Genomic DNA, 15,544 nt, shown 5'->3' with positions numbered 1-15,544 from the left:
CTTTTTATACCTTCTTTAGTCTTATAAGTCCTGGAAATTCCTCTTGAAGAAATTCTGAGTTATCTTCTTCGTCTTCAAGTAACTCTTTTGCTCCATCTATATCATCTATAAATTCCCAAACTTCATTATTTTCAGGTATGTATTTATCTTTATTTAGCTTCTCTTGCTTTTCCTCAGCTAAAAACGCTTCGTATGCTTCAATTTTTGATGCTTCATCATCTTTAGATGTTTCTTCATCTTTATTTTCTATGGTCTCTTCTAAAGCAGATTCATCAATTTCATCCACGTTATAAATATCATCATCTAACTTTCCAGTTCCAGCATCTTCAAAGACTTCATCAATTTTTATAGCTTTAACATCAAAACCTTCAAGTTCTAAACATTTTCCGCAATTATCACATTTCTTATTTGAATTTAATTCGCAGACTTCACAATCACCACAGTCATTACAAATTTTCTTATTATTAAATATACAGTTTTTAGACATACAACACCCCACTACATTTATTTCTAATACTATTATAATGAACTATTATAACAAATAAGGTATCATTAATCAAATACTTATTAATTTTTATTCTTATACCCTGAAATAGAACATTTGTTTGATGTTTTTGAACTTATATGGTATAATTATACCATGAATGAGAGGTGTTTACATGTTAACTCAAAAAAAAGATAAACAGAGTGAAATATATAACTTTATAAAAGATCAAGTTCAATTAAAAGGATATCCACCCTCAGTGAGAGAAATATGTGTAGCTGTAGGATTGAAATCCACCTCAACTGTTCATGGTCATTTAGAAAGATTAGAAAAAAAAGGATATATACGTAGGGACCCTGCTAAACCTCGTGCAATAGAATTATTAAAGGATGCTGTTATAAGAAAAGAACTTATAGATATACCTATTATAGGGAAAATTACAGCTGGGGTACCAATCCTTGCGGTTGAGAATGTTGAAGATACATTTACTATACCTTTAAATTTTACTAAAACTAATAATGAGTTATTTATGCTTAAAGTTTCTGGTAGTAGCATGATAGAAGCCGGAATATTAGATGGTGATCTTGCTATAATCGAGAAAGTTAATTCAGCTAAAAATGGTGATATAGTTGTAGCACTTATTGAGAATGAAGCAACTATTAAAAGATTTTTTAGAGAAAAAGGACATATAAGGCTTCAGCCTGAGAATTCATCAATGTCCCCTATCATATTAGATGACTGTTCAATTTTAGGTATACTCGTCGGCATTTATAGAAAGTATTAATTATTTCTTTAAAGGAAACAAAAGAGACTACAATAATTTTAATTGTAGTCTCTTTTTCTATCCTATATTGAAGTATTTACTCGAAATTTATATAACTTTTGAAAGAGCTATTAATATTCCAATTTTAGCATGATCAAATGTTAATCCGCCCTGTAAATATGCTATATAAGGTTCCCTTATTGGAGCATCTGCAGATAATTCTATAGATGCTCCTTGAATAAAGGCCCCTGCTGCCATTATTACCTTATCTTCATATCCTGGCATATCCCATGGTTCACACTGAGCAAATGAATCAATTGGAGAACCTGCTTGTATCCCTTTAATGAAATTAATTAGCATTTCCTTATTTCCAAATTTAATAGCTTGAATTATATCACTTCTTTTATCAGTATATTTAGGAAGAACATCAAACCCTGCAAGTTCCATAATCCTTGCACAGAAAATAGCACCCTTCAACGCTTCCATAGTTACGTGTGGAGCTAGAAACAATCCTTGAAATAAAGAACGCATTACTCCAAATGTAGAACCACATTCTCCACCTATGCCTGGAATTGTTAGTCTATATGAAGCTTGCACTACATATTCTTCTTTACCTGCAATGTATCCACCTGTTGGTGCAATTCCGCCACCAATATTTTTTATTAAAGAACCTGCAACTAAGTCTGCACCAACATCTGTTGGCTCTGTAGTTTCAATAAATTCTCCATAACAATTATCCACAAAACAAATTACATTCGGATTTATAGATTTTGCTGCTTTTATAATTTCTTCTATCTCAGAAATCAACAAAGCTTTTCTCCATCCATATCCAGTAGATCTTTGAATATGAACGAGCTTTATTGATTTATCTGATATCATTGTTTTTTTCATTAGATCTATATCAACCTTAGAATTATTTAATTCTAGTTGTTTATATTTTACGCCAAAATCTTTTAATGATCCTATATCTTTCTTATTAGTTATACCAATTATATTATGTAGTGTATCATAAGGCGTTCCACATACAGATAGCATTGTATCATTAGGTCTTAAATTGCCAAACAATGCTGCCCCAATTGCGTGTGTTCCATTAACAAAATGTGGCCTAACTAGTGCGCTCTCGCAATTGAAAATTCTTGCATATACTTTATCTAATGAATCTCGTCCTATATCACCATAACCGTATCCAGAAGAGTTTGTAAAATGAGATTCGCTAATTCTCTCATCTTGAAGTGCAGTCAAAACCTTAAGTTGGTTATACTCCCTTACTTCATCAAGCTTTTCAAACTCACTTTGCACATCTTTTATTGCTATATCATAGAGTCCTATCGTTTTTGAATTTATTTTATACTTTTTTTGTAGGTATTCTTTTGTTATATCTAACATGATCCATGTCCCCTTTGTATTATGTATTTTAATTTACATCATTAATAATAACATACATCTACACTATTTTATTCATATTGTGCCCTTTATTTGAATTACCTCAGAATTAAAAGCTTCTATTCCTGATTTTTCTTCTATTGCAACTTTATACATAGCTTTTGCCACAGTATTTCCGTATACAGGTTTATATTTTTTTAAAGCACCGTTAAATATAAATGGTATGCATTTTGAAACAACTTCCGCTGCTTTTTCACCAAATCTAAATTCAGTTCTATCTCCTAAAAGTAAAGACGGTCTAAAAATTTTAAGGCCTCTTAACCCTAAGTTGCTAAGTTCATTTTCCATTTGACCTTTAACTTTGTTATAGAAAACGGCGGACTTTACATCAGATCCCATTGCTGAAATTACAAGAAATTGTGATACATCATTTTCCTTCGCTTTCATTGCTAAAGAAACTATATATTCCAAATCAACTTTTTTAAAAACTTCCTTACTCTTAGCCTTTTTTATAGTTGTTCCAAGGCAACAAAATATATGATTAACCGTGTCTTCAAGCTTATAGGTGTCAAGCAATTCAAAATTGATTATTTTTTCTTCAAGCTTTTTATTATTTATTCCCGTAGATTTTCTAACCCAAACTATTACCATTTCATACTCAGGGGCTTCTAATAACATATTAACTAAATTGCCCCCAACAAGTCCTGTAGCTCCAACTACCAAAGCGGTTTTCTTTTCCATACTTATTCTCCTTATTTAGTTTTTATTCTTCATTCTTCTTAACTTCTTCAATAATTTCTTCAACAGTTTCCTTTAATTCCTCCCCCACTTTTTTATATTCAATTTCAAATTTTTCATTTTGATTTTTTATAAAGTACATTAAAGCATAATAAGTAGGCTTAAACTTATCCTTTAGCATAAATTTCTTTTCATTAAATAGATTTAATAATGAGTTATATTGTTTTTTAGCCATTAGTAATATAAAATACTCATTAATAAATCTATTATATTTATCTGTATTATTAGCTACTTGTAAAAACAAGGGAGACTTTTTAACGGATTCTTCTATTTTATCATTCAAAAGTAAGGTTTTTGATAATTCATAGATACTGCTAAAATTGTTACGATTTTTATCATAATTTAAATCTTGTTCTTTGTTTTTACTTTTATTAATTAAAGTTTCCCTACTACACCAGCTTTCTAAAAAATTTACAAGCCATAACACCTGCTGTTTTTCTTTTTCTCCTCCAAATCTTATTAGATACCATATGTTAAAGAATCGATCCTTAATTTGATACATATAATTTTTCTTGTTCAGAGGTATTTTATTTATTACACCATTCTTTTCTAATTGATTTAGCTGAGCTGACACTTCTTTGCTTTGCATTCTTATTTTGTCTGCAATTTCTTTTGTAGTTATGGCCTCCCAGCTTAAAGATATAACATCTACAATTTCTTGCTGCACTGGAGATAAATTATCCATTACGTGCTTATAAAGAGGTGTTACTTTATCCGATAATGTATCTATGTCTTTAAAGGCTAGTCCTCTATCAGAACATACACTACTGAAATGTAATGACATTATTCTAGGTACCCCACCAGTTAACCGCCTTATGGCTTCTATTTTACCTTTATTGATTTTGATTAGTTCATTCATACCTTTCTTATTAGAAATTTCTCCTAATTTTTCAAAATATTCATTAGTTTCTTCTGTAGTTAATCCTTTTAATTTTATTAACTTAAAGAAGTCATAGAAGGGTTTTTCATAATTAAAAGTGAATTCTAAAACCTCTGAAGATGCTCCTATAAAACGAATTTCAGAAGAGGTTAATAAAATTTCTCTAAGTTTTTGCTGCTCAATAAGTTTAAACTTCTTCAAAATATCTTCAGTATTATCTATTAGAAGTATTAACTTTTTATTTTGCTCTTTAAGTCTTTGTTCGACTATTTTAAAACATATATCTTCGTAGTTTTCTTCATTTGCATCTTTATCCATTTGATTATAAAGTCCTATAAATTCAGTACTTTCTAGTTCAAGATTTTGTGCTACGACTTCCCAAAGCTTAAATAATCTACGTATATTATATTGTTCCTCTGGTAATATAACAGGAATAAGTCTTTCTTTTAATTCTGTATCTCTTTTAATTTCAAAGTATAATCTTTTAAGTAAAGTTGTTTTACCATATCCTCTTTGAGCCTCTATCATATAATGCTGCTCTGGATATTTCATATCTGAACTTTTTATATCATTTATAATTTTTTGAAATTCTTTTTTTCTTATTACAAAACTATCAATTAGTTCTTTCTCTGTTAAATTGTTGGGGTTATAAAAACTTACACTACTAGTTTGCATTCTTTTTACACCACCACATTCTTAATATTGGAGAAGTAAATGTATAAAATTTTCCTTCATCATCATTATTTATATATCCATCATCTATAAGAGTATTCAAGAGATCTTTATATGTTTCGCAAAGATTATATTTCACGGCTAAATTGTGTATTTCATTATAAGTTATCTTTTTAGCTTCTGATATAGATATTAGATCTAATGCTTCTATAATGAACTTATAATCATTATTTTTGTACACCACAAGTCTCTCATGCCAACTACTAAACTTATTGTTTTCTTCTATCATACGTTTTATTGCAACATCTACTGATTTATTATGTATAACGCATAAATTATCTTCGTCATAAATATCCTGAATTTTATCCATAGCAAGTTGAATATAAAAAGGAATTAACCACTTAATCTCATTAAGCATATGATTTATAGTACTCTCGTCCATAGTAAAATCCAGTCCTTTAAGTAGCTCATTTATAAGATTTTTACCTTCTGATTCACTTAGTGGAGTAACTTTTACTATATCTAGGTCATTTATAAACTTTGAAGAATCCATTCGTCTTGCAATGCCCTCAAGGCTTATGGAACCTGTATATATAAATTGAAATTTATTATTTATATCACTATTTTGCCTTAAAACTCTATTACTTTGAAGAAGATGAACTGCAGATGCAGTGCCTTCTTTTTGTTGAATATTTTCTATTGTTTGAGCAAATTCATCTATCATTATAATTAATTTGTGCCCTTCTAAATCAATAGTTTTCATGATTTCTATAAATTTATCATAATAATTATATTCAATATTTTTGCTAAACTTAACGGAATCTATACCAACCTCATCTATACTTTTAAAAACATTTTTAGCTATGTCCTTTATTGAATTTATTACTTTATCTCTTTTTCTTATTGAATCACAATTTAAAATGGCCTTTACAATTTCCTTATAATACTTATTCTCGTTATATACAGACTCTGTAATTACATAAACTACATAGTACTTCTCCCTTGGGTTATCTTCTATATACCTCATTAAAGAAGTCTTCCCTACTCTTCTTGGAGCTGAAATTATAATGCTACTATCTGAATCAATTTTTCTCCATAATTTATTTATTAAAATAGGCCTTTTAAAAAAATTGTCCCCTCGTGCAGCTTGCCCAGTTGTAATTTTCATAATTAACGCCTCCTGTGTATCCTTATATTTACAATTATACTTAACAAAAAATATCTTGTCAAGTATTTTGACAAGATATTTTTTGTTAAGTTAACCAAGGATATAAATAATAAATGTTTCTTATATAACCTTATTCATTTTTTTATAACCAAAGCAATAAAATAAGAAGCTACCTATTGAAAATAATATTAAATCATACAATATAATTCCTATGCCTGTAATTTTAGTGTATATATCAATTTGAAATAATGCCATAACATTTAACTGCTCAACTAAACCAGTGTTTGGTAATATAACAGCTGTAACTACAACAAAAAACAAAGGTAATAATATAAGCAAAAATTTACTTTTTGTTAACGTTGATATTCCTAAAATAAATGTTGAAAACGCAGCTGAACTAACAAAGGTTATAAGGAGTGAAATAATAATATAAGCAATTTTAGACTTATAATAAATAGGACTAAATGCCCCCACAACATCTGTATGAGTATTATTAATGCCATTAGCACCGATTAAGAATATAAGTAATATAGTTTTAGTTATTAAAAATACAAACCCACTAACTAAGGCATTTACTATCAAATGACTAGTGAAATACACTTTTGGGTCTATTATTGTAAAAAGTTTGCTAAAAACATCCTTTTCCTTATCTATAATATAAGAATTAGAAAATGGAATACTAGCAAGTAATGGTGCAATAAAGGGAAGATAAGTAAACCCACCTATTCTTATAAAATAATTAATGCCGTCTAATCCAGGATGTGGAAAATTAATTTCACTATAATACGGTATTAATAGTAATGCTAAAATTATTAGACTTGAAATTAAAGTTTTCTTAGAAAAAAAAGCTCTCTTAAAATCAAATTTAAAAAACATTTTCATTTTTTTACTCCTCTCAATTATAAATTATACAAGCAGTTGACATTTATAATTAGTATTTATCACCCACTGCTCCAAGGCTAGAAGCCTTAATAAAAGATTTATTTTTAAGGAGTTTTAAAGAATCTTTATCACCTGTAACTACAACTCCTAAAATTTTTATGTTATCTTTCGTAATTTTCACTTTATCTTTACTTAACTTACTAAATAACGTTTCATAGAGTTGTTGATTTTTTCCTTTATTTGTTTTTCCAGAAGAAATTGTATCAATAAAGTCTTTTTCAGGTGTTTCTTTATTTTTTCCTGCCTCATCTATTGATTTAATACCATATACCTCATCCTCATATAGTATAATATTAGGACTTATGTGTTTTTCCCTTTTATTTACGGGGATCTCCTCTTCATTTCCTATTTTTTCAATATGAGAACCTAATTCAGTAACTTTACTTTTCGTATACGTATCCACCCAATACCAATTCAATGTTATGTTTTGTGGTATCATACTTTTCACCTGAGAAATACTATAAGATTTATCAAATGATAACGACATTTCCATAACTTTATCTTCTTCAATTTTATTAATCATTGATAAATCATCTCTATATTTAGTATATTTTACACTAGGATGGTAAAATTGCATTACATTTTTGCCAACCTTGCTATATCTTTTAGATTGTTCTGAGTCACCACTAGCCTCATATAACAGTCCGCTAATATCACCATAAAGACCATTTATTAACGGTAGATAAGTATAAGATTCTTTGTTGTTACCATCAACAATAGGTTTGTTCCCTAAAAATCTATAAGTAACATAATCAAGCTCACCAGTCAATAAGCCATCATCCATTTGATCACTTCCAATATATGAATTAGGATGGGCTATTCTGTAATAATTTTCTAGCTCAATCTTTTTCTCATTTCCTAATTCGTTTAAAGTTGTAGCATTAAAGATTAAACCGACGAAACCCACTACTGTAAATACTAATATACTAGTTATAACCCCTCTTATGATAGAGAAAAGTTTTGCCTTTTTTATAACCTTATCAAAATTAGACGGACCTTTATCTTCAAACAATTCTTTTAATTTTTCTTCATCATTCATTATACATAACACCCCACTTATTTTTAAATTGCGCTCTTGCTCTAAATAAATATGTTTTCACTGTACTTTCATTTATATCTAAGATATTAGATATTTCTTTATAGGATAAGTCCATATTATATTTTAGAATTAATAAATTTTTTTGAATATTATTTAATGAATTAAGTATTTTTAGTACATCCCCTTTTCTCTCTAGATCTATAATATAATCTTCACATAAATTGTTATCAGATTTAAATATTTCTTCATTTATAATTACCTGTACATGTCTTTTTTTTGTTCTACATAGATCATAATATCTATTAATTGCAACTCTAAAAAGCCATGATGATATTTGGGAAACATCTATTCCATCAATATATTTTAATGCTTTATAAAAGGTATCTTGTGTTATATCCTCTGCATCCTCCTGATTGCAACCTAGCTTTATTAAATAACAATGTATAATATTCATCTTATCCATAAATATTTTGCTTATTAAATCGTTTTTCATTTTATCCCCCTAACCTAAAGCAAAATATATGTTGAAATAACCATTTCAGAAGCCCCTCTATTACTAAAACGATTATAGGGCTAAAAAGTATACAATTAATTCATATTTTGTTTTAATAATATAATTTAGGTGTTTTTTAGAACACTTAAAAAACTATAAGAATTTATTATAAACTCTTATAGTTTTTATAGGTAGGAATTATAAATTAAGCAAACACCAAATTACAGTTTAAGCTTAATTATTTTCTTTTTCAACATTAGCTTTTCCATTTCTCAAACTTAATTCTTTATAAATCATAAAGCCAGCGAAAACGATAGCTGAATACCCTGCCAAAGGATATAGAATATTTACCAATTTATCAAAAGGAAGTACACCTCCAAAGAACATACCAATAACAGTTAGCACTGTCGCAATGATATTAAACTTTTTAGTTTTGTCAGTAGCAAACTTTCTAACTACCATTAAAAGGAATGAGGCCACTGCTGAATAGATACTTAGTACTATTAATACTGAAAAGATCAATCCTAAGATAGGAGATATGTGCTTAGCAATTGCTAATGTTGGAACTTGTTGTCCTACAATCAATTTATAATAAACAAGTTCACCTATTACAAGTGCAATAATAGCAGCGGTCATAGCAACTGTTCCAACAAAAGCGGCAGTTCGTGCTTCTTTTAAACTACCTGCAGACGCTCCACAATTAACCTGAAATGGTATGCTAACCATAAGAGCAAGAAAGGCATATAGCGCTCCTGACCATGCCCAATTAGAAGAAGCGGATTTAAACCCTAACGTTGGCAAAAGCTTGGTGACATCTGACAATAAAGTCGGCTGTCCAAAGAGAGTAATAATTCCACAAATACCTATTATTGCTACAAATACAATTTTAATAGGCCCGATAACACCTATTATGTCGACAAGCTTTTCTGCTCCTAACAATGTTGTTCCTAATGCAAGAATAGCTATAGCCCCAGTACCTATATATGTTGGTAATCCATAATATTGATTAATTGTTGCGCCTCCGCCTGCGAGCATAACTACAAATATCGCATACACTAATACAACACTATACCATACATAAACTTTACCTATAACTGTGCCACAATAATATTCAAAAACATCATATGGATTAGGGAATTTCTGCTTTTGGCCTACTCCATATAAAATGTACGTTAATGGAATCATTAAAAACAGAAAAACAAAAGCTGCTATAATACCTTTTGTTCCATGCGCTGCGAAAAATTGCAAGACCTCCTGTCCTGTTGCAAACCCAGATCCAATCCAATATGCACACAATGCCCCCGCAAGAATTATCACTCTTTTTATACTAATTGGTTTTTTATCCACTTTTATTCACTCCTTGTATTTAAATTAGTTATAGCAAGGCTTCTTACATTATTTTTTCATTAATAATTTTAGAAAGGGTGTAAGAACTAAGTTTTTAAATATTAACCCACTTTATAAATAAGTTTGTTTATTTTTATAAATCTCAAGTTTTAAATTACCATGTACTAATATAAGAAATGTTAATGATCAAACTACCGGCTAAGCCAGTAGTTTGATATGTAAATTACTTTCCTATCATAATATTAAGGATTTCCACATCGGTGGATTTCATGCCCTCACGGCCCATACGACCGATGTTCTGGATTGTCTTTTCGTAATCTTTTTCTACGAGACCTTCTCCAAATGGAAATACCCGATCGTATTTTGCCATTTCATAACCCATGATGCCTGCGTCTACTGCACTGGAAATTTTTGCTGCACAGGAAGCCTTAGCGCCATCACACACAATGCCACCCACATTACCTAGAGTATTGATGATTGTCTTTCCAATGACATCATAATCAGCACCATTTAGATAGGCAATGCCACAAGCTGCAGATGCTCCAGCTGATACGGCTCCACAGTAAGCAGATAGGTTTCCAATATAATACTTCTGATGCATAGACAGAAGGTTGCTCAAGATAAGAGCTCTGTAGAGGGTATCCTCATCTGCTTTCATATCTTGTGCATAAACGACAACCGGCATGGTACAGGTGATCCCCTGGTTGCCACTTCCTGAATTGATAACTACCGGGAGAGCACAGCCATTCATTCTAGCATCGGAACCTGCTGCCGCTGCTGCTCTCGCCATGATTCGGACATCGTTATTGCCAGATTTTAGAAGAGTTCGTCCCACCTGAGCACTCCATTTATGATTCAATCCTTCTTCTGATATGGCAGAATTGTACTTAATCTGTCTGCTGATAATTTTTCTTACATCATCCAAGTTTACCTCATTGGCAAATTCAAGTATGTCCCTTATATTAAGCTTTGACTTATCTCCAGACTCTTGAGTTGTAATATCAGATTGTGCAAATATCACCTCACCATTTTTTTCAATTCTGGCAATGTGATTATGCTTGATTCTGACCTCCACAGCTGCTGTTTTCTGTCCAGCTGTCAATTCCGCGCGAATGAAAAGATTTTCTTCGCTTTCTTCCAGCTCACAACTACAGAATCCCTCACTGTATAACACTCTGGTCTTATCGATATCTTGCTGTTTTACTTTGCTGATGACCTGAAGCTCTAGGTCTGCATTCCCTGCGACAACACCTAATATGGCTGCAACTTCCACGCCTTTTTGGCCGCCAGAATTAGGTACAACAACGCCTTTTGCATTTTTAATAATATTACCGCTGCAACGGATAACCATCCGTTCCGGCATCTGCCCAAGGACCTCTCTTGCCTTTGCGGCTGTAAACGCAATTGCAATCGGTTCTGTGCATCCCATAGCTGGAATCAGTTCTATTTTTAATATTTTAACATAATTATCATATTGAATTTTATCCATTTACGAATTCTCCTTTTGGTACTGCTTAATTATTTATTTTTTAAAATATGTTATCTGACAGGTTTTGCATCCGTCAGCGATAGTATCTTCCAATTTAAATTCAAATCCCATGGTCTCTGCAATTGTTCTGTCACCGTCCATAGCCATGTCGCATAATTTCTCACAGGTTGCATCATCAAAGCCTAAATCCTGCCATGCTTTTAGCAGTGGACAGTGATGAAATTCCAAATACACTCTATCTTCTGTTTTGGTCCTGTATTCAACTTCATAAGTCTTTAAGTTAGTTGGAGTTAGAAAGGTTTCTATAAAACATGTAACGTTTTCTGGATCCTGGCATTTGGCTTTAATTTCAGCGCCCTGGATCTTACCAGTTTCTACGATTGCTTCACGTATTATTTTTTCTGCTTCTTCTGCCTTTCCTGCATCTCTAGCCTTTGTGTATGTTAAACCGGTCCAGGTTGAACGATGTCCGATTGCACTTCTCTGAATGTCTACTACTGGGTCACCTATTATACTAATTTTATTGTCAATCATAATTTTTTCTCCTTTTTTTCTTCTTAAATTTTAACGTTTATTGACTAATGTTCATCATTTCTTAATTTCTTTCGCTATGAGCCTATCATATGTGAATATTGAGTTTAGCAACATGTTACAATAAAACTTTTCATGACATAGGAACACGCATAGGGCTTGTACAATATCACCTGCAATGGTATTTATCAGATTGTTTATAGCGAATTTCAGTAGTCTAGACTATTGAAATTATCATGTACGTGATCCGTAAATTTGTAAACGTCTTCACAACGGACAACGTCAATTATTTCATAATATATTTTGCCATAACAACTACTCCAATAAATATTGGAGGCATGTTCACTCCTGATATGACCACTAGCATGCTTAGCATATTTGTAATATCAGTAATTAGCATCTTATACTGTATACTCAAGTACTTATTGTAATCATATCACGAAAGCTTGTGTGAATCAATAGAATATTCAATGTTTTTGCAATACTTTTGTTTTATATTGGATATGCAATATGGACGTTATAATTTATTCCTAAATATAACAACATCTACTGCTTTGTGATATGACCAGTTGCACTAATTTTCCACAATATTTATAGGCTCCTCTTCTTTTCATATTGACTTTCCTTCTTTTTCACTCTATAATAATTTGACAACAACATTAGGAGGTGGGTTTATGGTTGAAAAAAACTTCAATACATTAAAGAAACAAGTTTATGATGCTTTGTTTTCTGATATTATCAATGGAGTGTCTCCTGCCGATACTATCTTAACCGAAAAATTCTTGATGCAAAAATATAATGTCAGTCGTGCACCAATACGAGAAGCACTTACACAATTAGCTGGAATCCATATTGTGTCAAGTATTCCAAGACAAGGGTATAAAATTCTTCAGCCGAATAGACAACAGTTATTGGAAATCACTAAATTCCGTTCTGCTCTGGAATGTTCTTTTCTAGAAAGTTATTGTATCTATATCGATGAATCATGGATTAAAGAACTGCGAACAATCTGTATGGACTATGTCAACTGTCCAGCAAATGATTTCATGACCCACTGGCACCACAACTGCCAATTTCATCTGAAATTGTTTTCTATTTACGGCAACCATTATGCCTATAAACTCTTAGAAGACGCTCTGAATATTCAGACTATCTTTTTCGTACAGAAAAAGTATTCCACTACAATGGATTTGCACCTTGCTTTAATTGACTATCTGGGAAAAGGAGAGATTGCAACAGCTGTTACCATTTTAAAGGCAGATATTGAAAACCTTCTTCTCCCGGCAATTGCTCCTACACCCATTGACAAGGACAGAAAGGTTCTCAATTTATAATAGCTACTCATTTGTCTATAATAATGTCTTATTAGAAATAATATTTCATTCTTTTAATGTATACGAAAAGAGACCTACTCATGAATTTTATCCATGAGTAGGTCTCAAATTTATGTTTTTTTATATTTTTAAGAGATCTGCGCTAAGCTGATTGGCAAGATAGACCTTTAGAAAGGCTATCTATAAGATATAACGATATGATTGTATCATCAGACTATGTCCCAGCTTTCTGGTTATAGGTGCCAAATGATCACATGTCAATTATGAGATTCAGTTACAGATACTTAAATAAATATAGTACATATTTTGCGTTGTAGGCTTAGGGATATTACTTTCACAAGGTACCCCTGTCTGACATTTTCCACACCCATATCTTGGTTTGTGTTTTTCATATGTTGTGTCTACAAAATTAGAGCATATAATGTGATTTCTTAGTTTTTCATTCTTGTCATAGATACTTTACATACTCCCAGCCTATATCCCTCTCCACTACATCTAGTTCACATTTCCTCAGCTAATAGGTAAAAACATAGAAAATTTTGACCCCTCTTTATTTGAACTCACCTTAATATATCCTCCATGCAACATTATGATTTCTCTACTTAAATAAAGTCCAATTCCTATACCTTCAGCATCTCCTATATTTCTACCTCTATAAAATCTTGAAAATATCTTAGGAAACTCATCTTCACTTATTCCTATTCCATTATCTTGTATATCAACCCTACAAAAGACCTCATAGGCTTTAATCGTAATATCAATTCTTCCACCATCTTTTGTATATTTAACTCCATTTTCTAAGATATTGAATATTGCTTCTGCTAACCAATTTTTATCATGATTAATAATACTATTATCTACTTCATTTAATCCAAGAAGTATATTTTTGTTTCTAGCTTTTTTTTGTACTTGGCATAAAGCTAATAAAACTGTTTCGTTTAATGAATCTCTTTCTAATTTCAAGCCTATAACTCCACTTTCTAATCTAGACATTTTTATCATACTTTCTACTAAAAATGTTAGCTTATTTAATGAAAATAAAACTATATTATTAAACTCTTTTCTTTCATCTTCTTTTAAATTATCATCCTGTAAAAACTCACTATATATTTTTATATTGCTTAATGGAGTTTTTAGTTGATGGGCAATATCTGAAATCAAAGATTTTATTTCATTTTTTTCTTCTTCTATTTCTTTATTTTGGGATATTAATAAATTAGTTAATTTCGTAGTTTGGCTTTGTAGTTTTGAAAAAATTGTATCTTCCGTTGTTGAAAAAACTTCTTCACTTTTCATATGACTAATTATTTCTAGCATATCTGAAAGCTCTTCTAAAATAGATGTCATGTAGTTTTTAAATAATATATCATAAAGAAAAATAAAGCTTATTATTCCTAAGGAAAATATTGTTGTTATAATTGTTATTTGTATATTTAATGTTTTAAAATAAATTGTTGTATTAAATAAGAAGCAAAATAATATAATAGAAGTTTTATAAATTAACATTTTCAAGTTATAGTTTGTCTTCATCACTATTCCCCAAAGGTATATCCAATACCAAACACTGTAATTATATATTCTGGCTTTTTAGAATCCTTTTCTATCTTTTTTCTAAGTCTTCTTATATTAACACTTAAAGTATTTTCGTCTACAAAATTACCGTTACTATCCCACACCTTATCTAAAAGCCTATCCTTTGTAATTACCTTACCTTTATTTTTAGCTAGTATTTCTAATAACTTATATTCAGTAACTGTTAGGTTAACTTCTTTGCCTTCTATTGTTACTAATATTCTATCAAAGTCTATTATTAAATTATTGTATTCAAACGTATTTTTATTAGCTGGCTTACTTCTCTTTAAAATAGCATTTATTTTATACTTTAAAACTTCAATAGAAAATGGTTTTGCTATATAATCATCTGCTCCAACTTCAAAACCCTTTACCATATCCTCTTCTGTATCATTTGCTGTAAAGAAAACTATAGGAAAGTCTATTTCGCCCATAATTTCTTTGCAAAAATCTAGTCCATTTCCATCAGGAAGATTAATATCCAAAAGAAGAAAATCTATTTTACTGTTTAACATTTCTCTCTTGCCTTCTAGTTTTGAATATGCTGATATAACCTCATACCCTTCTTTTTTAAGAGCAAATGCAACTCCATTATTAAGATTTTTATCATCTTCAACAATTAATATCCTACTCACTTTACCACCCCTGT

At 30.5% G+C, this 15,544-nt stretch carries 15 protein-coding genes; 2 read left to right on the top strand and 13 right to left on the bottom strand.

Going from position 1 to position 15,544, the window contains the following annotated elements; genetic code table 11:
* Positions 1–4: 4 nt before the first annotated feature.
* Positions 5–487, bottom strand: a complete 483-nt coding sequence (locus A7L45_RS11115; protein WP_071612837.1) for a hypothetical protein — start codon at positions 485–487, stop codon at positions 5–7.
* Positions 488–659: 172 nt separating this feature from the next.
* On the opposite strand from A7L45_RS11115, the gene lexA reads away from it, so the two are divergent.
* Positions 660–1,268: a transcriptional repressor LexA gene (gene lexA / locus A7L45_RS11110; protein WP_071612836.1), complete on the top strand. Its 609-nt coding sequence runs from the start codon at positions 660–662 to the stop codon at positions 1,266–1,268.
* A gap of 87 nt (positions 1,269–1,355) precedes the next feature.
* Here the strand turns inward: lexA and A7L45_RS11105 are convergent, their stop codons facing one another.
* The 10 genes from A7L45_RS11105 to A7L45_RS11060 form a co-directional block, all read right to left on the bottom strand.
* The gene (locus tag A7L45_RS11105; RefSeq protein ID WP_071612835.1) at positions 1,356–2,633 is read right to left on the bottom strand and encodes a methionine gamma-lyase family protein; all 1,278 of its coding nucleotides are present in this window, start codon (positions 2,631–2,633) and stop codon (positions 1,356–1,358) included.
* A gap of 72 nt (positions 2,634–2,705) precedes the next feature.
* Positions 2,706–3,371 carry an NAD-dependent epimerase/dehydratase family protein gene (locus A7L45_RS11100; RefSeq protein ID WP_071612834.1) on the bottom strand — a complete coding sequence of 222 codons (666 nt, stop codon included), beginning with the start codon at positions 3,369–3,371 and terminating at the stop codon, positions 2,706–2,708.
* A gap of 22 nt (positions 3,372–3,393) precedes the next feature.
* Complete coding sequence (locus A7L45_RS11095) at positions 3,394–4,983, bottom strand: ATP-binding protein (protein ID WP_071612833.1); 1,590 nt, start codon at positions 4,981–4,983, stop codon at positions 3,394–3,396.
* Entirely contained in the window at positions 4,973–6,148 is a 1,176-nt protein-coding gene (locus A7L45_RS11090; RefSeq protein WP_071612832.1) for an ATP-binding protein, read from the bottom strand. The genes A7L45_RS11095 and A7L45_RS11090 overlap by 11 nt, the downstream gene beginning before the upstream one ends.
* 120 nt (positions 6,149–6,268) lie before the next feature.
* Entirely contained in the window at positions 6,269–7,030 is a 762-nt protein-coding gene (locus A7L45_RS11085; protein ID WP_071612831.1) for a hypothetical protein, read from the bottom strand.
* A 49-nt stretch (positions 7,031–7,079) separates the two neighbouring features.
* The gene (locus A7L45_RS11080) at positions 7,080–8,129 is read right to left on the bottom strand and encodes an anti sigma factor C-terminal domain-containing protein (protein ID WP_071612830.1); all 1,050 of its coding nucleotides are present in this window, start codon (positions 8,127–8,129) and stop codon (positions 7,080–7,082) included.
* Positions 8,122–8,622: an RNA polymerase sigma factor gene (locus A7L45_RS11075; protein ID WP_071612829.1), complete on the bottom strand. Its 501-nt coding sequence runs from the start codon at positions 8,620–8,622 to the stop codon at positions 8,122–8,124. The genes A7L45_RS11080 and A7L45_RS11075 overlap by 8 nt, the downstream gene beginning before the upstream one ends.
* Positions 8,623–8,856: 234 nt before the next feature.
* On the bottom strand, positions 8,857–9,969 hold the full coding sequence (locus A7L45_RS11070; RefSeq protein WP_071612828.1) for a YkvI family membrane protein: 1,113 nt from the start codon (positions 9,967–9,969) through the stop codon (positions 8,857–8,859).
* 223 nt (positions 9,970–10,192) lie between these two features.
* Positions 10,193–11,458, bottom strand: coding sequence for an L-cysteine desulfidase family protein (locus A7L45_RS11065; RefSeq protein WP_071612827.1), 1,266 nt, complete (start codon positions 11,456–11,458; stop codon positions 10,193–10,195).
* 33 nt (positions 11,459–11,491) lie between these two features.
* Positions 11,492–11,992, bottom strand: a complete 501-nt coding sequence (locus tag A7L45_RS11060) for an L-2-amino-thiazoline-4-carboxylic acid hydrolase (RefSeq protein WP_071612826.1) — start codon at positions 11,990–11,992, stop codon at positions 11,492–11,494.
* Positions 11,993–12,663: 671 nt separating this feature from the next.
* Between A7L45_RS11060 and A7L45_RS11055 the strand changes: the two genes are divergently transcribed.
* The gene (locus A7L45_RS11055) at positions 12,664–13,323 is read left to right on the top strand and encodes a GntR family transcriptional regulator (RefSeq protein ID WP_071612825.1); all 660 of its coding nucleotides are present in this window, start codon (positions 12,664–12,666) and stop codon (positions 13,321–13,323) included.
* A gap of 510 nt (positions 13,324–13,833) precedes the next feature.
* Here A7L45_RS11055 and A7L45_RS11050 read toward each other — a convergent pair.
* Positions 13,834–14,853, bottom strand: a complete 1,020-nt coding sequence (locus A7L45_RS11050) for a sensor histidine kinase (protein ID WP_071612824.1) — start codon at positions 14,851–14,853, stop codon at positions 13,834–13,836.
* A 2-nt stretch (positions 14,854–14,855) separates the two neighbouring features.
* Positions 14,856–15,530, bottom strand: coding sequence for a response regulator transcription factor (locus tag A7L45_RS11045; protein ID WP_071612823.1), 675 nt, complete (start codon positions 15,528–15,530; stop codon positions 14,856–14,858).
* Between the last annotated feature and the right edge of the window lie 14 nt (positions 15,531–15,544).

Source organism: Clostridium estertheticum subsp. estertheticum (genome assembly GCF_001877035.1).
GTDB classification, from domain to species: Bacteria; Bacillota; Clostridia; order Clostridiales; family Clostridiaceae; genus Clostridium_AD; species Clostridium_AD estertheticum.
The sequence above is the reverse complement of the archived record's forward strand: the minus strand, read 5'-3'. Positions and strand labels throughout refer to the sequence as shown.